This is a genomic window from Serratia sp. MMO-28, from assembly GCF_037199905.1.
GTDB classification, from domain to species: domain Bacteria; phylum Pseudomonadota; class Gammaproteobacteria; order Enterobacterales; family Enterobacteriaceae; genus Chania; species Chania oryzae.
Genome location: NZ_JBBCVB010000015.1, coordinates 39344 through 58891, shown reverse-complemented (window position 1 = coordinate 58891; position 19548 = coordinate 39344). Strand labels below are relative to the sequence as shown.

Here is a 19548-nt window from a genome sequence, read left to right as displayed (position 1 = left end):
GAGAGCGAACCGTGCTGACGGCTTATACAGGGTTAGCCACGGCGGTGTGCGGGGGCCGCGCTCAGGCGCTGCCTCCGGGCTATCGCTTTGCACAGCTGGAGATTCAGCAGGCGATTGGCGAAGGTGGCTTCAGCATCGTTTATCAGGCGTTCGACCATCAGCAGCAACGTTTCGCCGCCGTTAAGGAGTATATTCCTACCACGATCGCAGAGCGAAATGCTGAAGGCGTGGTTGTGCCGCGTAACCCGTTCCTGCTGCCTACCTTCAACGCCGGGCGGGATTACTTTTGCCAGGAAGCCAAAATACTCGGCAGCCTTGCGCACCCAGGCATACCGCCGCTTTGGGATTTCTGGCAGGCAAATGGCAGCGCCTATATCAGCACGCCGCTTTACGGCGGCACCACCCTGAAGAAACGCTATGCGCAACACCCCGCGCTGGTGACCGAACCCTGGCTCAGAAGGCTGCTGGCTTCGCTGCTGCCTACCGTTGCGGCGGTGCACCGGCAGGGCTACCTGCACCGGGATATTTCGTGGGATAACATACAGATTGCGGAACATCAGCGGCCAATTCTGTTGGATTTCGGCTCCGCCTGCCCCCTGGCTGCAGGGGGCGCGAAAGAAACCAACATCGTGCTAAAGCCCGGGTTCTCGCCGGTGGAGCTCTATTGCAACCGCGGTGGTTACGCCCACGGCCCTTGGTCGGATATCTATGCCATCGGTGCGCTGCTGGCTACGCTTATCACCGGCCACTTGCCACCGGTCAGCCTGACGCGCTCGATTGAAGACCGCTATCAGCCGTTGGCGCAGTGCGGCCCAACCGGCTATTCCCAACGGTTTTTGCGGGCCATCGACGCGGCGCTTGAGGTTCACCCCGCCGATCGGCCGCAGGATATCGCCGCCTTTGCCCGGTTATTGGCGATCGACCTGCACGATTACTTAACGAACGCCTCAAAGGGGATGATGGCTCCGTAGTCATTAACGAAACTGCCGCTGACCTTGCTGCCGGCATGGCCCGGCAGAGTGAACAGCTGGGTAGAACGTGGGGCGATCATCGCTCCTTCGAGTTTTTTGCCATTCACCGACAGATAGGCGAAAGAGACATAGTATGGCGTCGGGTTGCTGGCCTGCAGGTTGCGGTCTTGGGTGCTCCAGGTGAGCACCTTGACGGCATCGTTGGCATTACCTTGCAAGCTCGCCGGGCGATAGAACAGCTTGATGCGGTTACGTAAAACGAGCCGCACGCGGTTGTTGTCTTCTTTGGCGGGGACTTCCAGTACGTTGAGCCAAAACAGGGATTCCCTGTCCATCGGTAGGTTGTTACCGGTATAGATGAGGCGCAGCCGCTGGCCTTTACCGGGATCGACACGGCTGATTAGCGGGCTTAACAGAAACGGGACTTTGAGGGTTTCTGGTTTGGCGTCGGCATTGCCGTCATCAATCCAGTTTTGCAGCACCACCGATGTTGTCCCCACATTATCGACCTGAAGGCTGACATCTTGGGCATTCGACAGATAAATCACGCGGGTGCCGTTCAGCGCGACACTGGCCGGGGCAGCGCTGCTGAACAGGGCGAGCATGGCAAAAATACAAGCCTGACGTATAGTGGGCGAAAAAAGTTTCATAGAACACTCCTGACGCAGAGGCTGGGGTGGTTACTGAATAGAATAGACCACGTTGGGTTTTGTAAAGCGGAGGTGAAGGGGTATTTCCCCCCGTAAAGGAGGTGATTGGCTATACCCGTCATACTTTAGGTGGCGACGTATTTAGGGTACAGCCTGAATCTGTGGGAGGAGAATTACCGGTTTAACCTCTGCTGCGCCCAGGCCAAGCCACTTTGATACTCGGCTGGCAGCAAAGGAGCCAAGGCTTGCAATGCCTGCTGCAACGACGCGCTGTTGGGATCGTTAAGGTTCAGGTGCCCAACTTTACGGCCAGCGCGTACCTCTTTCTCATACCAGTGCAGATGCACCAAGGGCAGAGCCAGCCATTGCAGATTCACCGCCGTGCCAATCAGGTTGACCATCACCGACGGCGTATTGACCACCGGCGTCGGCAACGGCAAGCCGAGAATAGCACGCAAATGCAGCTCAAACTGGCTGATCGACGCGCCGTTCTGCGTCCAGTGCCCGCTGTTGTGCACCCGCGGTGCCAGTTCGTTAATCAACAGGCGATCGCCGACGATAAAACACTCCATCGCCATCACGCCAACGTAGTTCAGCTCATTGAGAATTGCCGACAGCATCTGCTCGGCCTGCTGCTGCAGCGCCGGGTTGGGCTGTGGCAGAACCACGCTGGTGCGCAGGATGCCGTCTTCATGCAGATTGTGGGTCAATGGATAGAAGACTGAGCGGCCATCATGGCCGCGCGCGCCTACCAGAGACACTTCGCCAGAGAAATTGATCCCTTGCTCAACAATACATTCGCCGTAGGCATCGGCCGGTAATTGGCTTTCCTGGCCCGGGCGCAAACGCCACTGCCCACGGCCGTCGTAGCCACCGACGCGGCGTTTGACGATCGCCAATTCCCCTAAATTCGCAAACGCCTGTGGCCATTGATCCTGGCTTGCCAGCAGTTGCCACGGGGCGGTAGCCAGATTAAGTTGATCGAGCAGCTGTTTTTGCGTCAGGCGATCGGCCAAGCGCGGGAAGATATCGCGGTTGACGAAGCTGCTGTGGGTGGCGAGTTCGCGCGTCAGCGCGGTTTCCGGCCAACGTTCGATCTCTGCGGTGATCACGCTGTTCTGATAGGGCACCGCTTCCGGCTCGGCATCAAGGCCCACCGGATACACCGCTATGCCCAGAGGTTCGCCAGCCTGGCGCAGCATGCGCCCCAGTTGGCCGTTACCCAGTACGCAAACCGGCTTCATGCTTCCTCCCGCGGGTCTGGGTGGTTCAACACCTCATTGGTCTGCGCCTGGCGCCAGGCGGCCAGACGCTGGGCCAGCGCGGCATCGTGCAGCGCCAGGATCTGTGCCGCCAGCAGCGCGGCATTGGCCGCACCGGCTTTGCCAATCGCCAGCGTGCCGACAGGGATCCCGCGTGGCATCTGTACGATCGAATACAGGCTATCGACACCGCTCAAGGCGGCGCTTTGTACCGGAACACCCAGCACCGGCACCAGCGTTTTTGCTGCCAACATGCCCGGCAGGTGCGCAGCCCCTCCGGCACCGGCGATGATCACGTCAAAACCGATAGCGCTGGCGTGCTCGGCAAAGCTGAACAGTTTGTCTGGCGTGCGATGGGCGGAGACGACTTCGACATGGTACGGGACATCAAGCATGGTCAGGACTTCGGCCGCGAACTGCATGGTGGCCCAGTCACTTTTTGATCCCATTACAATTGCGATTTTAACCTCAGCGTTACTGGCTGAAGCAGCGTTGGCTCCCATGGGGTATGGCTCCTGTCGTTGTACAGAGGTCGGCCCGGCAGGCCGGATGAGGGCGTAGAGCATATCATGGGGGCACAGCGAGGAAAACGGTTGCGTCGCGGGTTTTTGCTGCCAACGCACCGGCAAGATGTCAGAAAGGGAATTGAATCAGTTCAACGGCATCGGGCGTGACTTTGATCATTGAGCCCTCCTCGTGCCAGGCCCCTAGCACCGCACGTTGGGCGTTGCCGGTGCTTAGCGCCAGCGAGTGGATTGCCGGGCGATGGGTGTGCCCGTGGATCAGCCAGTGCACATTATTGCGCAGCAGCGCTTGCTCAACGGCCTGCGGGTTGACGTCCATGATCGCGGCAGACTTGTGCTGATTGCTCTGCTGGCTGCGCGCGCGCATTTGGGCGGCGATCTTCAAACGCCAGCGCAGTGGCAACGCCAGGAACAGTTTCTGGATCCAGGTGTTATGCACCTTACGGCGGAATTCCTGATAGGCGTGATCGTCGGTACACAGGGTATCGCCGTGCATGATCAGGACTCTGCGGCCATACAGCTCAACCACCTGTTGTTCCGGCAGCAGGATCATACCGCTGGCCTGGGCGAAACGATCGCCGAGCAGGAAATCGCGGTTGCCGTGGATAAAGTAGCAGGGAGTGCCCGCCGATTGCAGCGCGTTTAACGCGGCGGCGATCTCTGCGTGCAACGGCTCAGGATCGTCGTCACCAATCCAGGCTTCGAACAGATCGCCCAGAATGTATAACGCGTCGGCGTGAACGGCTTCACGCTGCAAAAAACGCAGAAAACCGGCAGTGATTGCCGGTTCCTGTGCGCATAAATGCAAGTCTGCGATAAACAGCGTGCTCATGCGGTGCGATTACTCGCTGAAGGTGACGCTGGTGATCACTACATCTTCCACCGGCACGTCCTGGTGCATGCCGCTGCGGCCGGTTTTCACGCCTTTGATTTTGTCAACGACGTCCATCCCTTCGGCCACTTCGGCGAATACGCAGTAACCCCAGCCCTGCGCGTTTTCGCCACGGAAGTTCAGGAAGTCGTTATCCACCACGTTGATGAAGAACTGTGCGGTCGCAGAGTGCGGATCGTTGGTACGCGCCATCGCCAGGGTGCCACGGGTGTTTTTCAGGCCGTTGTTGGCTTCGTTTTTGATGGTGGCTTTGGTGTCTTTCTGACGCATACCGGGTTCAAAACCACCGCCCTGCACCATAAAACCGTTAATCACACGGTGGAAGATGGTGTTGTCGTAAAAACCTTCACGGCAGTAGCTCAGGAAGTTTTCAACGGTAACCGGCGCTTGGTCTGCGAAGGTTTTGATAACGATGTCGCCGTGATTGGTGTGGAAAGTAACCATAGTTTTTAGTCCTAACAATGAAGTGATATGCCATATGACGTGAGCGATCAGACCGGCTTTATAACATATCTCAATGAGTGAGTCAGTAAGCGAACCCTTGGGCTGAACTCTGATTTTATGCCGCTTTCTGCCGCTGAAATCAGCAATCCTTGGCCATAACCTTGCATTGCCGCCGCCTTCGGGTTTCAATACGTAGGTTAACCCGATCAACATTGCACACCACGGAATGCCCTGATGCTAAAGATCTTCAATACCCTGAGTCGTCAAAAAGAGGAATTCAAACCTATTCATGCCGGTAAAGTGGGCATGTACGTGTGCGGGGTAACCATTTATGACCTGTGTCATATCGGCCATGGGCGTACTTTTGTGGCGTTTGACGTGGTGGCGCGTTATCTGCGTTATCTCGGCTATTCGCTCAACTACGTGCGCAACGTCACCGATGTAGACGACAAAATTATCCGCCGCGCGGCAGAGAACGGCGAAACCTGCGATCAACTGACCACGCGGATGCTGGCAGAGATGCATGCGGATTTTGACGCGTTGCTGATCGAGCGCCCGGATCTGGAACCGCGCGCTACGCACCATATCAATGAAATTATCGACATCACCGAGCGTTTGATCGCACGTGGGCATGCCTATGTCGCCAGCAACGGCGATGTGATGTTCTCTATCGACAGCGATCCGGACTATGGCCTGCTGTCACGCCAGGATCTGGAGCAGTTGCAGGCCGGGGCGCGCGTTGAAGTAGACGACGTGAAACGTAACCCGATGGACTTTGTGCTGTGGAAGATGTCCAAGCCCGGCGAACCGAGCTGGGAATCCCCGTGGGGCCCAGGCCGCCCAGGCTGGCACATTGAGTGTTCGGCGATGAACAGCAAACAGCTCGGCACCCATTTCGACATCCATGGCGGCGGTTCCGATCTGATGTTCCCGCACCATGAGAACGAAATCGCCCAGTCCAGCTGTGCGCATGACGGCCCGTACGTCAACTACTGGATGCACTCCGGTATGGTGATGATCGATAAAGAGAAGATGTCCAAGTCATTGAACAACTTCTTCACCATCCGCGACGTGCTGGCGTATTACGATGCAGAAACCGTGCGTTATTTCCTGATGTCTGGCCACTATCGCAGCCAACTGAACTACAGCGAAGAGAACCTGAAGCAGGCGCGTGCCTCGCTGGAGCGCTTGTACACCGCGCTGCGCGGCACCGATGTTAACGCGCAGCCTGCGGGTGGCGAAGCCTTTGAAGCCCGCTTCCGCGAAGCGATGGACGACGACTTCAATACGCCGGAAGCTTACTCCGCGCTGTTTGATCTGGCGCGTGAAGTAAACCGCCTGAAGAGCGAAGATCTGGCGGCGGCTAACGGGCTGGCGGCTGAGTTGCGCAAGCTGGCGAAGGTGTTGGGCCTGCTGCAGCAGGATCCCGAGCAGTTTCTGCAAAGCGGTGCGCAAACCGACGATGGCGAAGTAGCCGAAATTGAAGCACTCATCAAGCAGCGTAACGATGCGCGTAAAGCTAAAGATTGGGCCATGGCCGATGCGGCGCGCGACCGTTTGAATGAGATGAATATCGTGCTGGAAGATGGCCCGCAGGGGACGACCTGGCGCCGTAAGTAAGCCATAAAGCCTGTTAAAAACCGGGTTGCGTTAGCAGCCCGTTTTTTTTGATCGCTCGAATTATTTAGGGGCTGGCTGATCGCGTTACGCGTTCTGATTGGAAATAACCTGCACCACGTCTTCCACGCTGCCGATCTTCACCTCGCTGGTGCGATTCATTTTACTTTTGTCTATCAGCAACAGGGATTGCAAAGCACGCTTGAGCAGCAGGGATTTGAATTCGGCGTTATAGCTATTGGAATCCCATAGAACCCCCTGTTTATCAATGCCTTCACACGAGAAGATAAACAGGTCGATCTCCAGCTCTTTGAGCTGAGACAGAATTGCAGGGTTAACGTAGCAGGCATATTTGCGCAGCAGCAACCCCCCTGAACTGATGAGCTGAATATGTTCGCGTTTGGCAAGCTCCTGGCAGATGCGCACGCTGTTGGAGAATACGGTGATATCGATGTCGGGCAGTTGCTTGGCCAAATACCAACAGGTTGAGCTCGCATCAAGCGCAATCAGCATTCCGGGAGAGATCCAGGGCAGCGTTTGGCGGGCAATATCCGCTTTACTGGTGAAGTGGCTTTTCAGGCGGGCGCTGAAGGGATCGCCGCTGTCTTGCGTATCACGCTTAATGCTCTTGGCCCGGCCATGCTGGCGAATGATTTTACCCTGAGTTTGCAGCACGTTCAGATCGCGCCGAATCGTTTCCTTACTGACATGCAACAGCGCGGCGAGATCTTCGGTCGTCAGGGTTTCATGCTGCCGGATCAGTTGGACGATGGTCTGGTGACGCGCCGTTTTCATGCAATTTATCCTTTAACGAAAAACCCTGCGCGTCTGGCGCAGGGGGAATGCAAGGCCTAGCCTAAGGCGTCACCCCCTTTTTTAACAGGATATTGCCGTATTTTGCCGTTTCTCCTGTGATGACGATCGCAAATGCTTGTTGCGCTCTGGCATAGAAGGCAAAGCGGTCGATGCGCTCTATGCCGTGCGGCGCTGACGTTGCCCCGCCAAACAGCGCCTTTAGGTAACGTTGCTCTACGGCAGGATCCAGCGCATCGCCCGCCACCGGGGCCATCATCACCAACGGCGGAGCGTAACTGTCGAGCTCAAACAGCGGAATAATGGCCGCCAGCAGATCGCTGGCTGGCAAGCCATCAGCGCGGATCACCTGTGGCCCGCAACTGTGCGCAGGAAAATGTGCATCGGCAAAAATGATTTCGTCGCCGTGTCCCATTTCGGCCAGCGTTTTTAGTAACTGAGGGGAAATCAGCGGGGAGATATTTTTCAGCACGTTAAACTCCTTCTAAAGTTATCTGCTGCTCATCGGCAAGGGCGCGGTAGGCCGCGCTTTGTTCGCCGGGATAATAAGACTGATAGCGATAGCTGACCCGTTGGCGCGCCTGTTCCGGCGAGTCATAGAATTTCACGCCGCTCCAGGCAAACATGGCCGCACCGAGTACGGTGGTTTCGGCATCCTGTAGCACCTTGACCGGCATATTCAGCACGTCGGCTTTAATTTGGTTCCACAGTGGATTACGGCTGCCCCCGCCCACCAGCAGTAGCTCTTTGGCGTTAAAGCCACCAATGTTCTCCAGCACGGCCAGGTTCTGCCGCAATTGCCAGGCCAGCCCTTCCAATGCGGAGCGATAAAAATGCCCACGCCCGGTATGCAACCGGACACCGCACCAGCCCGCCTGCGCGTGGCTATCCAGCAACTGGCAGTTCATACGTAACCCTTCCGAACCGGGGCGAACCTGATGCGCCTCGGCTATCATCTGCGCATAAACCCCAGGCAAAGCCTCATCACGCCAGTAAAGCTGGCGCACCCATTCCAGCACACCAGAAGCCAGCCATTGCAGGCCGGGGTTAAACAATCCGCGGCAGCTGTCCAACTCGCAGGTTGAGCCTGAAAACTGCGGCAGGAGTGCGGTATTGACCTGCGGTGTGCGCACCATCAGGATTTCCCAGGTGCCGGATGACAGCACCGGTTGATCCAAACCGGCACCCGAACCGAACAGGGCAAATTGCGTGTCGTGCCCTGCCGAGATCACCGGGATACCGGCCGGCAGGCCTAAGCGCTCGGCGACGGACGGCAGGAGCTGGCCAATCTGTTCACCGGCGCTGACCAGGCGGGGAAACAGCGCCGCAGCCAGGCCTGTGCGCTGTAAAATGGTGCTGCTGAAGGCTTCTTTACGCACATCAAGCAGTTGGCTGGTGCCCGCCATGGTGCGATCCGTGGTGAATTCGCCCGTGAGGCGCTGGTTAAGCAGCGAAGAGATAAACAGCCAGGCGTGCGCCGATGTTAAGCATTCAGGGTGGTTTTCTTGCAGCCAGATAAGTTTGTATAGCGTATTGAAACTGAATTGGCCTATACCCGAAAGGGTTTGTAGCTCTGCCGCGGTGATATAGCGGCCGATGGTTTCCATGATCGCCAGCGTTCGCGGGCATTTCCAGCTAATGATCGGATAGAGCAGTGCACCAGCGGCATCCACCAGTGCGCCATCGACGCCGAAGGTGGTGACGGTCAGCGCATGGATATGATATCCGTTCAGCCGTGGGACGATTTGCTGACAACAGTCGGCGAAGCGACGCAAAATGTCATCCAGTGACCAGATCTGCCACTGGTCGTTTTCCGTAGCGGGTTGGCTGGTGTTCGGCGTGGCCGCTTTGGCGACCAGGTTGCCCTGGCTATCCACGGCAATGGCGCGAATATTGGTGGCACCGCAATCCAGAACGATCACCACATCACGATTCATGTTGGCTCCTTTTATGGTTACCCTCCCCAGGTAAGGGGAGGGAACGAAAACCGGCTTATCTTTTATACAGCGGGCCATAGTTATGGCAGGCCCGGTAGTCCTGGCCTTCGGTATCCATGCCGTGGGCGGCCCATGAGGAGGGGCGGTAGATTTCACTGTCTTCCACGTTGTGCATACACACCGGAATACGCAGCATGGATGCCAGCGTGATCAGATCGGCACCGACGTGCCCGATGGTCAGCACGCCGTGGTTAGCACCCCAGTTAGCCATTACGGAATAAACATCGGCGAACGGCCCTTTGCCGGTCAGGCGCGGGGCAAACCAGGTGGTGGGCCAGGTTTCGTTGGTGCGTTTGTCCAGAGCATCGTGCATCGCTTTTGGCAGCTCCACGCTCCAGCCCTCGGCGATTTGCAGTACCGGCCCGAGACCTTTGATGATATTGACGCGTGACAGAGTGAACGGCACGCCACCGCGCGTGAGGAAACGGGAGGAGAAACCACCACCACGAAAATACTCGTGGATCGCCGGGCACCATTCGGTGGCTTGCAGGCAGCGATCGGCCTCTTTCTGGCTGATTTGCCAGTGTGGCTTCATGGTAGGGTTGCCCTGATCGTCCAGTTGGCAGCAGGTGCCGTCGAGCGCCGCCGAACCTGAGTTGATCAGATGGATAATGCCGTGCTTGGCCTGGCCGGTGAGTTCAGCACCGGTGACGCGTTTGACCGCTTCCGGTGACCAATAGGTGCGCACATCGGCGAACACCTGCGCCGTTCCCGTCAGCAGGTGCCCGAACAGCATGGCAACGCCATTCAGGCTGTCGTTTTCGGTCGCGACCACCAAGGGTTTACGCACCCCGTTCCAATCGAATGAGCTGTTCAGCAAGGCTTCTGCGGTATCGCCGTTAGGGTATTGATCGGTCCAGTGGCGCTGGCCCTGGAAGCCCGCCGCAATGGCGTGGTATCCCAAGGATTCCTCAGTAAAACCTTTTGCTGCCAGCGCGGGGTTGCCCTGCATCATGTCGCGGATACACATCGCCATCAGCAAGCTTTCACGCAGCACGGCGCGGCTGCTGGCAGGTGAGCGGCGGTATTGCTCTGCGTTCAGATCCGGGCCGTAACGGAAGTTTTTATCCGCCCAGGACAGCGCTAGTTCGAGTTCCTGTTCGTCGTAAATGTGCTGATCGATGCGGCGGCGCAGTTCGGTCATATCAACGGCTTGCACTTTCATGCCCAGCCAGGACTCAAAGAAGCTATGGTCCACGATGGAACCGGCGATCCCCATGGAGACGCCGCCGAGCGACAGGTAGCTTTTCCCTTTCATCTGAGCCACCGCCAAACCCGCGCGGGCAAAGCGCAACAGCTTTTCTTGCACGTCGGCAGGGATGTGGTTGTCGCCACCGTCCTGGACGTCGTGGCCGTAAATGGAAAACGCCGGAATGCCTTTCTGGCTGTGGGCGGCCAGCGCGGCGGCCAGATATACCGCTCCTGGGCGTTCCGTGCCGTTAAAACCCCAGATGGCTTTAGGGCGGAGCGGATCCATATCGATGGTTTCGCTGCCGTAGCACCAGCACGGCGTGACGGTGATGGTCAGCCCAACGTTCAGGCCGCTGAACTTGTCTTCGCAGGCGGCGGACTCTGCCATTCCGGCGATGCAGCCGTCGGCAATCACGCATTCAACCGCCGTGCCGCAGGCGTGGCGCAGTTGCTCACTCAGCAACTGCGCCGTGGCTTTGGCCATATTCATGGTCTGCTCTTCGAGTGACTCACGTACGCCCATTCGGCGCCCATCAATGACCGGGCGGATACCGATTTTAGGCAGGTTTTTGGCGGGCTGGTGTTGGCTTTTCATGGCGGATCCTCATCATGTTCGGTTAAAAAAAATCTTCACATTCATTAAGTTATTGAGCTTTTGCTGCTGGAATAACCTGTGATCTGAACTTGGCAAAGATGAAAATAATGGCAAAGCACAGTGCGGGAATGAGCTCAGCGGTGGGGATGTTGCCTGCCGCATCGCTGACGTAGCCCATCAGTGGGGTGACGATGCCGCCGCCAACGATGGTCATGACGATAATCGACGAGCCATATTTGGTGTCCTGGTTCAGCCCTTTGATCCCCAAAGAGAAAATGGTGGGGTACTGAATCGACATAAACAGGCTGGACAGCGTCAGGGCCAGCAGGCCGATGTGGCCCCCTGCCGCCGCGGAGAGCAGGCACAGCAGCATGGAGATCAAGGCATAAACCGCCAGTACCTTATGTGGGGCATAGCGGCGGATAAGCCAGGTTCCGCTGAAACGGCCAATAAAGAAGCACACCATGGTGGCGGTCAGGTAGTTCGCCGCAAAGCCGGGCGTGGTGCCGGGCAGCTCTTCAATGGCGTAGCGGATGAGGTAGCTCCAGCAGGCCGTTTGCGCGCCGACGTAGCAGAACTGGGCCAGCACGGCCCAACGCCAGTGGCGGATATGCAACAGGCGCGAAACGGAGATCAGCAGGGAACCGCTTTGGTTGCTGTCGTGATGCGCATCGCTTTGAATCGCCGGGAACTTGGTCAAGGTAATCAACAGCGTGACGAGTAATACCACTGCGACGATCATCATATAGGGGGATTGCACCGCGAGTACCAGGCTGTGGTTATAAGCGGCAAGCTGTTCCGGTGCCATTTGGTTGAGCACTTCTGGCGGTTGATGGGGAACGTGCGACAAAATAAGCCCTTGGCCAAATACCACGGCAATAATGGCTCCGAACGAGTTAAAGGTTTGCGCCAGGTTAATTCTGAAGTGGCCCGACTCCTCAGGGCCTAATACGGTAACAAACGGGTTAGCGGCGGTTTCTAAACACCCCAGCCCGGCGGCGATAATAAATAAGCCGATCAGGAATAACGTGTAGTTCATTCCTTCCGCAGCAGGCCAGAATAGCGCGGCGCCGATGGCATAAAATAGTAAGCCGGTAATAATCCCTGCCTTGTAGCTCAGTTTCTTCATTAATATCCCGGCAGGGATAGGAATGAGGAAATAGCCAAAATAAAAAGAGGACTGGATCAAGCCAGCCTGAAAGTTGGTTAAGGTGAACGCCTGTTGAAACTGCGGCAGTAAAATATCGTTAAGGTTATTGGCCACTGCCCATAAGAAAAACAGCGAGCAGAGTAATGCAAAGGGAATAATGTGGTTCCCTTTACGCTCATGGCTGGCAACGCGGTAGTTTTCTGACTGGATTGAAACGTTTCCCATAGCGCCCTCGTTAGGTCATACGGTTTTTCCGCGACGTTGACTCATGCTTGCGATCTTGTTCTGGCAAGAGCTCATACGCCGTTGCTGCGTTAAGTGAAGCCATTCTTAAAACAAAAAATCGTGAAAAGTATGAGTTCGGTCACACTCAATGTTATTAGCCGGGGAAATGTGAGCACTATCACTTTAATAAAACGTGAAACATGCCCGTTTTAATCGGTATTGAATTAAAAAACACAACCTGAATGACCGATTTTTTATTTTTAATTTTAAACGGTCAGTTGTTAATAAACCTATAACAACTGACCGTTTGCCAGTAATTACGATTAAACGGACATTTTATTTCTTGCCGTTGACGGTGACTTTTACATGAATCACTGAATTATATTGACGATGGTCACATATTTTTATCTAAGGTTTTATTGCTGATTGATAGCGGATGAAGATAACAGCCACGTATTTAGCCCCACTTTTATTATGACTCCATTACTTGGGCAAAGAGGCAAAAAATGGCAAGAGATTCACTCGCTCATGAAATTATTCATACCTGTTTAGAGATGACCCGTCTGGGGCTTAATCAAGGCACCGCTGGTAATGTCAGCGTGCGCTATCAGGGCGGTATGTTAATCACTCCCACCGGCATTCCGTATGAAAACCTGACGGCGTCTCACATTGTTTATATTGACGGCCACGGGAAGCATGAAGAAGGGAAGGTGCCGTCCAGCGAATGGCGTTTTCATCAGGCGGCCTATCAAACGCGGCCAGACGCCAACGCGGTGGTACATAACCACGCGGTAAATTGCACCGCCGTATCCATTCTGAATCGCCCGATCCCTGCCATTCATTATATGATCGCGGCCGCAGGGGGCAGCACGATCCCGTGCGCGCCTTACGCCACCTTTGGTACGAAGAAACTCTCTGAATATGTGGCGCTGGCGCTGAAACATCGCAAAGCTACGTTATTACAGCATCACGGCATGATCGCTTGCGAAACCAATCTGCAAAAAGCACTGTGGCTGGCTCATGAAGTCGAGGTACTGGCTGAACTTTATCTATCAACCTTATCTATTGTTGATCCCGTACCGGTGCTGTCTGATGAGGAAATTGCCATTGTATTGGAGAAATTTAAAACCTACGGCCTGCGTGTTGAAGAGTAAGCTGCGCGTGCTCTAGCCAATGGCGGAGCGCGAAACTCTCAAATAACAAAATGCCGGGCAGCGTGGCTAACCCGGCATTTTTGTTGCTGCTTGAACGATCAGGCTTTGACCGTGACGTTCATGCCTTTATAGCTGACCTTCTGGCCGTCGACGATCTTGCAGCGCTTGCGCGTTTCTACCTGGCCGTTAACTTTAACGAGCCCTTCGGCGATCGCCTCTTTGGCGGCACCGCCGCTTTCACACCAGCCCTGAAACTTCAGCAGATCGCACAGCTCGACGTGAGGGTGATTTTCCAGATTAAAAATTTCCATACTGCCTTAACTTATTTAGGTTGAACGTCGTGATATTCCTCGCAGGCTTGCAAGGTATTTTGGATCAGCGTAGCCACGGTCATCGGGCCAACGCCACCGGGAACCGGGGTAATGTAGGACGCGCGCTGGCTCGCGGCTGCGAAATCCACGTCGCCGACCACTTTACCACTTTCCAGGCGGTTGATGCCGACATCGATCACGATCGCACCCGGTTTGATCCACTCACCCGGAATAAAGCCCGGCTTACCAACCGCGACGATCAGCAGATCGGCATGTTCGATATGGTGGCGCAGGTTTTTGGTGAAGCGATGAGTGACGGTGGTAGTGCAACCGGCCAGTAACAGTTCCATGCTCATCGGGCGGCCGACGATGTTGGAAGCCCCGACCACCACGGCGTTCAGGCCGTAAGCATCGATGTTGTAGCGCTCGAGCAGGGTGACAATGCCGCGCGGGGTGCAAGGACGCAGCTTCGGCGCGCGCTGGCACAGGCGGCCAACGTTGTAAGGGTGAAAGCCGTCCACGTCTTTATCCGGGTGGATACGCTCCAGCACTTTGACATTGTCGATCCCGGCGGGGAGGGGAAGTTGCACCAGGATGCCGTCAATTTCACGATCGGCATTCAGCTTATCGATCAACGCCAGCAGCTCAGGCTCGGTGGTGGTGGCGGGCAGATCGTAGGAGCGGGAGATAAAGCCCACTTCTTCACAGGCTTTGCGCTTACTGGCGACATAAATCTGCGAGGCCGGATTCTCACCAACCAGCACCACCGCCAGGCCCGGAGCACGCTTGCCTGCCGCCAGACGTTGTTTAACTTGCTCAGCCACTTCGTTTCTAACCTGCTGCGCAATCGTTTTACCATCAATAATCTTTGCTGCCATCAGTGAGGAAATCCATCATTTAAGAAAAGCGGGGGATGTGGCTATTTTGTCAGAAGAGAGGCGCGCTGTCAGGCGTTGAATCAGGGTTATGCCGAGAATGGGTAGATGATTGTGTGGCGATTTATACTTTTTTTATCTCGACAGAGCGATCCTCTACGCTTTTTTTATCTTCCCTGCCTTATCTTTTTCACTCACTACCCACCATCTCGCAGAGTTACGGGGCCTGAATCATGATGACGATTACGCGGCTTTATCCACTGCATCGGCCGATGGATCGCTTGCCGGAACCGCAGCGGCATATTGGTGAAACGGTATTTGATTCGTCGCTGCATCCGGCACAGGTGGCGCTGCTGCAAATGCTGCATCAGTTAGGCAAAGCGAAGCCGGAGCGCCCTTCCTGGCGCCAGCGTATGGCGCAATGGTACAGCAACAGGCACTGATGAGCGGCGTTGCCACCGGGGGATTAGTGCAGGGGGATCATTGTGTTAGGGCGGTTTTTCGGCTGTTTTATGCGCGAAAATTCACCATAAAACAGGCCAGCCGCCGCTACACTATGAAAAGACGTTGACTCGCTAACCTCTGACCGTATAATCCAACTCCGCAACCTTGGTTGCCGCATCTCAATGCGCCCTTAGCTCAGTTGGATAGAGCAACGGCCTTCTAAGCCGTAGGTCACAGGTTCGAGCCCTGTAGGGCGTACCATTTTTACTTCTCCCAACGTCTCTAAAATCTACTAAACCCCCTTATACTGCCTGTTACAGCTGATATCACCGTATCTCAAGGTCTACCTAGTTCTACTGAAATCTACATGCATGTGGGGGTATGTTTGGTGGTATGTCCAGGTTCAATAAAGTGGGGTACCCCCAATGAAGCTAAACGCCAGACAAGTAGACACTGCCAAACCCAAGGACAAGCCTTATAAACTTTCTGATGGTGGCGGCTTATATTTGCTCGTTAACCTGTCGGTAATACAAGATCTTTTGGTGTCGTTTACGATCTGCCTGCTTGCCCGGTATTTATCGAGAGAATAAGCACGCTCAATACACTGTCTCTGGCAGCGACTCAACCAGTCCTTATGCGACATCGCGGCCATCAGGTCGGTTAGCATGTTATTGATAGCGGTTATCACAGCACGGGCGACCTGACCCCCTGCTCATTCAGGCACTCACCGCTAAAATGCCTGTTAAAACTCTCAATAAACCCATTCTGTTTCGGTTTACCCGGCAGGGTTAGCCAACTATACAGAGAGTAGTTTGGTATTAGCCGAATTCCGTCCCCTTCGCAGTAGGTGGGTTGCCCTTGATGATTTTTAGCGGTGTTTCCGCCTGCGCCATGGGTATATTACGTTATTTATGTAATCATGACTCATCATGCTATTTTTAAAACCCCCAAAATTATTGATTAAATTTTGCACTTTTATTCGGTTTTACTATAATAAAAATCAACTCAACATAAAAATCTCCCGGCAGTAGGCTAAAATCAGTAATGAGTTTTTTATTTAGTAAACAACTTAACATTTATCAATTGAGTGCTAGGGTTGTAAAATATTAAATTCAATCACTATAGAGTGAACAGAAATAATGAACAAACTACAGTTTAAAATGAGAGATTTAAAAATTATTTCTGTCATCGCAGAAACTCGCAGCATTGGCGGTGCGGCAACATTACTGGGGATCGCGCAGGCAAATGTCAGCAAACACCTTTCAGATTTCGAAACCCGCATAGGTTTAAAAATTTTCGAGCGCACTACGCGATATCTGGCTCTTACTCAGTTTGGCGAAGCTCTTGTGCCTTACATTAATGCCACCTTGGAAAAGAATGAAGAGCTTGCTAATTTCATTTCTGATTATAAGCATGAAAAACGTGGGCGGGTGACTATCTACGGGCCAACGGGGGTGGTTTCCTACCTGGCCAGAAGCGTTATTCATAAAATAAAGGATATTGGTGATATTCACATTCACTTGAAAACATATAATTTAAATCGCCATGAGTTTTTTGAAGGAGCCGAGTTTCCAGATGATTGCGACATTTTGATCACCAATACGCTACCAAAAGACGAGGGGCTGGTCGCCAGTTATTTAACAAAATATGCCGTCACCGCATTCGCAACTCAAGAGTATTTAAACAAGAATCCAATTAATAGCCCAGACGAGTTGGTGAATCACTCCTGTATTCTTATCGACTCAATGATGATTGATGATGCCAATATCTGGAAGTTTTATCCTCATGACTCTGATGAGGTTCGGGAGTTCAGAGTTACGGGGAATTATATCTGTGATAACTCACAAAATGCGCTTGAACTTGCAAGAAATAATCTGGGAATTATTTTAGCCCCAAAAGGAAATATTCAAAAATATATTCAGCAAGGGGTTTTGATACCATGTTTTAACCACATGCATGAATGGAAGTTGGATCTGATAGCCATCTTTCGTAAACGTGAATACCAGCCACGGCGCGTTCAGTATGTGCTTGACGGTGTGCTCGAAAATCTCCGCATGCAAATCGAGCAGGATGTAAACCGTGAATAGTGAGTATGCTGCTGAAATTAATGCGAATTGTAGATTGCTGTCCTTAACCTCTCAACATGTGAAGGTGAGCAGTGAAAATCTCTTTTGGAATGCCGATACAGGCTCGATTTCGCGCAGTTTTCAAATAATAACCGATGATGCGCTACTGGGCATACTCGCTGTTGTTGCCAAACATGCCCGATTTCTTGTCGATACCTGTCGTATCTAGCTGTTGCAACCCCCAATTCTGATAAACCCGCGCATTAATACTCTTCCCCGGCTACTCTGTGGCAGCATGAGCAATATTGCATCACCGCATTGTGCCCCAGGCGTTAAACCTCAGGTATTAACAGGGCTTGAATATTACGAGCGCCCAGTTTGCTTAACCCGGCGCGTTTGTAATGACTGATAGTCTTGACGTTCAGTGACAAGGTCTTGGCTATATCTTCCGCCTTGAGCTCTTTTATCAACCCTTGCAGCACACTGCGTTCACGCAAACTCAGCAGTTTTCTAGAGATAATCTCTCTGGTTGAGAGCACTTTCTCGCTGCGTACTACCTGTCCAATAAAATGCTCTAGCGCCAATACGGACTGGGTAAAATGAATCAGCCCGACATGGGTATTCAAACAGTTAAGGTAAAAATGAAGCAGTGGGGTACTGGCCGATCCCGGATCCATCAGCACCTGGCAAGACGGGTGATAGCAGCGAATCAAGTTGGCCAGGTGCACCAGGGCATCAATCTTATCGTTGCTGAGTGACAAAATAATCAGGTCAACCTCACCGTCCCGGGAATGCGCAAGATGTAACCGGCAGCGCTCAATATCCGCTGTGCTGAAAACTCGGGCATCCGGTTTCAGCAGTGTTTCCAGCGCTGTGCGGGTAAAACTACATTCACACAGCAGAACAGCATTTTTCATTTTTCGCTCGCTTGTTAAGGGGGTTACATCACTCGCCGCCTTTATCAAAGGCGGATGATCCTGTCGGTGCGCGCCTTGAGGGCATGCAACGGATTCAGACTGCGTCACTTTCAACCAGGGGCCCAATACGGGCAGCATTCCGTACAGCATGTTGATTTATGCTGCCCATCAGTTGGCTGTCAGGGTTACCGTTAGATTTGTGCTCTGCACACCCGTCACGTCAGTCTTGGGATCCAGGCTCAACGAATGTTCGCCACGTGTTCCCTGGATGGTGATGGGTGACCCCAAAGGGATGATGTTTCCTGATTCATCCTGGATAGTGATCGTGACGTCTCCCAGTAACAGGGTATCGCCAGTTTTGGTTGGGCTATCGTAGGTTAAGGTCCAGATATCAGCCTGCCCGTTTCCCGATGCCCTCCAGGTGAGCGGGCGGACCACGGGATCTTGCCGAAGAAATACGGTGCCAAAGTCGATGACAGGGTTGCCGTCATTGAGTGTGATGGTGAGTGGCGTCGCCTCCCTGGTGCAGGTAATTCTGAAGGGGAATACCTGGGAGGGGGCAGGGTAATAGCTGCCCGCGCCAAGATTGATTCCGAAGGCGTTGGAGATACCGTATCCAATCGTCAGCAGCGTCTCTGTAAAAGTAATGGTATGCGGTAGGTATTCGTTTTTCGGGCCTGCAGGCAGATTAAGCGAGCGGGAAAACTGCGGCGTTGAAAATGTTGAATTGAAGGCCAGTTGATTATTTATCTGAAAACTCAGCGTGCCGTTCACCGGAGTCAGAAGGATGATGCATTGGGGGTTTCCGCTACAGTTCAGAATATAATTAATCAAATTAGGATTGGTTGATTCAGGTGGCTGAATCCCGTCCCCAGTGAAAGTATGTTTATCTTCATAAAGCGCAGCCCCATAGACAGTTGCTGTTGCGCTGGGGCTGCGAAATTGCACTTGAGTCAGGTCATAAAGGCTGCTCTTCAGTGCGTTAATATTGTTGAGCAGAGCTGTGTTATCAAGCCCCTGATCGTCCGTTGCGGTCATTTCCCGAGTGTTGCCCAATAGCTGGAACTCAAAGTGTGTTGGGTCCACCGTGTTATATATTGTGGAGGTATAGGTTGATGTATTGCTCTCAATTGAACATTGATACGTCCAGGGCGTTGACGCAATGCCTGCCGGGGTGGTGCCCAGTAATAAGAGAGCGGCGCTAGAGCGCCAGTATTTATGGGGAGCGGTTCTTTTTGGGTGCTCGGTGTTCTGCCTGTTATTCGGGAAGGCCCCTTGCAGGTTACGCGAAATACAGAACATAAAACTGTTTATGGCAGTGCCTGCCATTATTATAAATCTGAGCATATTATTTGCCTTTAACCTTCTTTTTCTATTTCTTGTCAATAAAATAGGAATAATTAAATCTCTTATCACTTTTGTTCGGGGACGGAGGTCTTCAGTCACCAGA

19 protein-coding genes, 1 tRNA gene and 3 pseudogenes are annotated in these 19548 nt (G+C 53.8%); 7 read left to right on the top strand and 16 right to left on the bottom strand.

What is annotated here, in order from left to right:
• The first annotated feature begins 11 nt into the window (after positions 1-11).
• Entirely contained in the window at positions 12-971 is a 960-nt protein-coding gene (locus WG891_RS14625) for a serine/threonine protein kinase (RefSeq protein WP_337263379.1), read from the top strand.
• Here WG891_RS14625 and WG891_RS14620 read toward each other — a convergent pair.
• The 5 genes from WG891_RS14620 to ppiB form a co-directional block, all read right to left on the bottom strand.
• On the bottom strand, positions 932-1621 hold the full coding sequence (locus tag WG891_RS14620) for a fimbrial biogenesis chaperone (RefSeq protein ID WP_337263380.1): 690 nt from the start codon (positions 1619-1621) through the stop codon (positions 932-934). The two genes, WG891_RS14625 and WG891_RS14620, sit on opposite strands and share 40 nt — an antisense overlap.
• Before the next feature lie 173 nt (positions 1622-1794).
• The gene (gene purK / locus WG891_RS14615; protein ID WP_337263381.1) at positions 1795-2865 is read right to left on the bottom strand and encodes a 5-(carboxyamino)imidazole ribonucleotide synthase; all 1071 of its coding nucleotides are present in this window, start codon (positions 2863-2865) and stop codon (positions 1795-1797) included.
• A complete protein-coding gene (gene purE / locus WG891_RS14610; protein WP_337263382.1) occupies positions 2862-3386 on the bottom strand; it encodes a 5-(carboxyamino)imidazole ribonucleotide mutase in 525 nt (174 codons plus the stop codon). Before purE ends, purK begins: the two co-directional genes overlap by 4 nt.
• A 130-nt stretch (positions 3387-3516) precedes the next feature.
• Positions 3517-4239 (bottom strand): UDP-2,3-diacylglucosamine diphosphatase, encoded by a 723-nt coding sequence (locus WG891_RS14605; protein WP_337263383.1) that lies wholly within the window; start codon positions 4237-4239, stop codon positions 3517-3519.
• A gap of 9 nt (positions 4240-4248) precedes the next feature.
• Positions 4249-4743: a peptidylprolyl isomerase B gene (ppiB, locus tag WG891_RS14600; RefSeq protein WP_337263384.1), complete on the bottom strand. Its 495-nt coding sequence runs from the start codon at positions 4741-4743 to the stop codon at positions 4249-4251.
• Positions 4744-4977: 234 nt separating this feature from the next.
• Between ppiB and cysS the strand changes: the two genes are divergently transcribed.
• Complete coding sequence (gene cysS, locus WG891_RS14595) at positions 4978-6363, top strand: cysteine--tRNA ligase (RefSeq protein ID WP_337263385.1); 1386 nt, start codon at positions 4978-4980, stop codon at positions 6361-6363.
• A gap of 84 nt (positions 6364-6447) precedes the next feature.
• Here cysS and fucR read toward each other — a convergent pair whose 3' ends face one another.
• The 5 genes from fucR to fucP all read right to left on the bottom strand — a co-directional run bounded on the left by fucR (position 6448) and on the right by fucP (position 12331).
• Positions 6448-7155, bottom strand: coding sequence for an L-fucose operon activator (gene fucR / locus WG891_RS14590; protein WP_337263386.1), 708 nt, complete (start codon positions 7153-7155; stop codon positions 6448-6450).
• A gap of 61 nt (positions 7156-7216) precedes the next feature.
• On the bottom strand, positions 7217-7645 hold the full coding sequence (gene fucU / locus WG891_RS14585) for an L-fucose mutarotase (protein WP_337263387.1): 429 nt from the start codon (positions 7643-7645) through the stop codon (positions 7217-7219).
• A gap of 1 nt (position 7646) precedes the next feature.
• Positions 7647-9110: an L-fuculokinase gene (gene fucK, locus WG891_RS14580; RefSeq protein WP_337263388.1), complete on the bottom strand. Its 1464-nt coding sequence runs from the start codon at positions 9108-9110 to the stop codon at positions 7647-7649.
• A 55-nt stretch (positions 9111-9165) separates the two neighbouring features.
• On the bottom strand, positions 9166-10956 hold the full coding sequence (gene fucI, locus WG891_RS14575) for an L-fucose isomerase (protein WP_337263389.1): 1791 nt from the start codon (positions 10954-10956) through the stop codon (positions 9166-9168).
• Between the two features lie 49 nt (positions 10957-11005).
• On the bottom strand, positions 11006-12331 hold the full coding sequence (gene fucP, locus WG891_RS14570; RefSeq protein ID WP_337263390.1) for an L-fucose:H+ symporter permease: 1326 nt from the start codon (positions 12329-12331) through the stop codon (positions 11006-11008).
• A 506-nt stretch (positions 12332-12837) separates the two neighbouring features.
• On the opposite strand from fucP, the gene fucA reads away from it, so the two are divergent.
• Positions 12838-13485 carry an L-fuculose-phosphate aldolase gene (gene fucA / locus WG891_RS14565; RefSeq protein WP_337263391.1) on the top strand — a complete coding sequence of 216 codons (648 nt, stop codon included), beginning with the start codon at positions 12838-12840 and terminating at the stop codon, positions 13483-13485.
• Positions 13486-13583: 98 nt separating this feature from the next.
• On the opposite strand, the gene ybcJ is transcribed toward fucA, so the two are convergent.
• The gene (ybcJ, locus tag WG891_RS14560) at positions 13584-13796 is read right to left on the bottom strand and encodes a ribosome-associated protein YbcJ (RefSeq protein WP_337263392.1); all 213 of its coding nucleotides are present in this window, start codon (positions 13794-13796) and stop codon (positions 13584-13586) included.
• Between the two features lie 11 nt (positions 13797-13807).
• Positions 13808-14674 carry a bifunctional methylenetetrahydrofolate dehydrogenase/methenyltetrahydrofolate cyclohydrolase FolD gene (gene folD / locus WG891_RS14555; RefSeq protein ID WP_076940677.1) on the bottom strand — a complete coding sequence of 289 codons (867 nt, stop codon included), beginning with the start codon at positions 14672-14674 and terminating at the stop codon, positions 13808-13810.
• Between the two features lie 230 nt (positions 14675-14904).
• On the opposite strand from folD, the gene WG891_RS14550 reads away from it, so the two are divergent.
• From WG891_RS14550 to WG891_RS14540, 3 genes and pseudogenes are all read left to right on the top strand, one after another.
• Entirely contained in the window at positions 14905-15114 is a 210-nt protein-coding gene (locus WG891_RS14550) for a hypothetical protein (RefSeq protein WP_337263393.1), read from the top strand.
• Positions 15115-15299: 185 nt separating this feature from the next.
• Positions 15300-15376, top strand: a tRNA-Arg gene (locus WG891_RS14545).
• Between the two features lie 164 nt (positions 15377-15540).
• Positions 15541-15633 (top strand): annotated as a pseudogene (locus WG891_RS14540) (DUF4102 domain-containing protein); the annotation flags it as partial.
• Here WG891_RS14540 and WG891_RS14535 read toward each other — a convergent pair.
• Together WG891_RS14535 and WG891_RS27055 are read right to left on the bottom strand one after the other, a co-directional pair.
• Positions 15625-15815, bottom strand: a pseudogene (locus WG891_RS14535) (recombinase family protein); the annotation flags it as partial. The pseudogenes WG891_RS14540 and WG891_RS14535 overlap by 9 nt on opposite strands.
• Positions 15816-15826: 11 nt before the next feature.
• Positions 15827-15907 (bottom strand): annotated as a pseudogene (locus WG891_RS27055) (integrase core domain-containing protein); the annotation flags it as partial.
• Between the two features lie 347 nt (positions 15908-16254).
• Between WG891_RS27055 and WG891_RS14530 the strand changes: the two are divergent.
• The gene (locus WG891_RS14530; protein WP_337263394.1) at positions 16255-17202 is read left to right on the top strand and encodes a LysR family transcriptional regulator; all 948 of its coding nucleotides are present in this window, start codon (positions 16255-16257) and stop codon (positions 17200-17202) included.
• Positions 17203-17513: 311 nt separating this feature from the next.
• Here the strand turns inward: WG891_RS14530 and WG891_RS14525 are convergent, their stop codons facing one another.
• Positions 17514-18248, bottom strand: coding sequence for a helix-turn-helix transcriptional regulator (locus WG891_RS14525; RefSeq protein WP_337263395.1), 735 nt, complete (start codon positions 18246-18248; stop codon positions 17514-17516).
• Between the two features lie 18 nt (positions 18249-18266).
• Positions 18267-19544: a hypothetical protein gene (locus tag WG891_RS14520; RefSeq protein WP_337263396.1), complete on the bottom strand. Its 1278-nt coding sequence runs from the start codon at positions 19542-19544 to the stop codon at positions 18267-18269.
• Between the last annotated feature and the right edge of the window lie 4 nt (positions 19545-19548).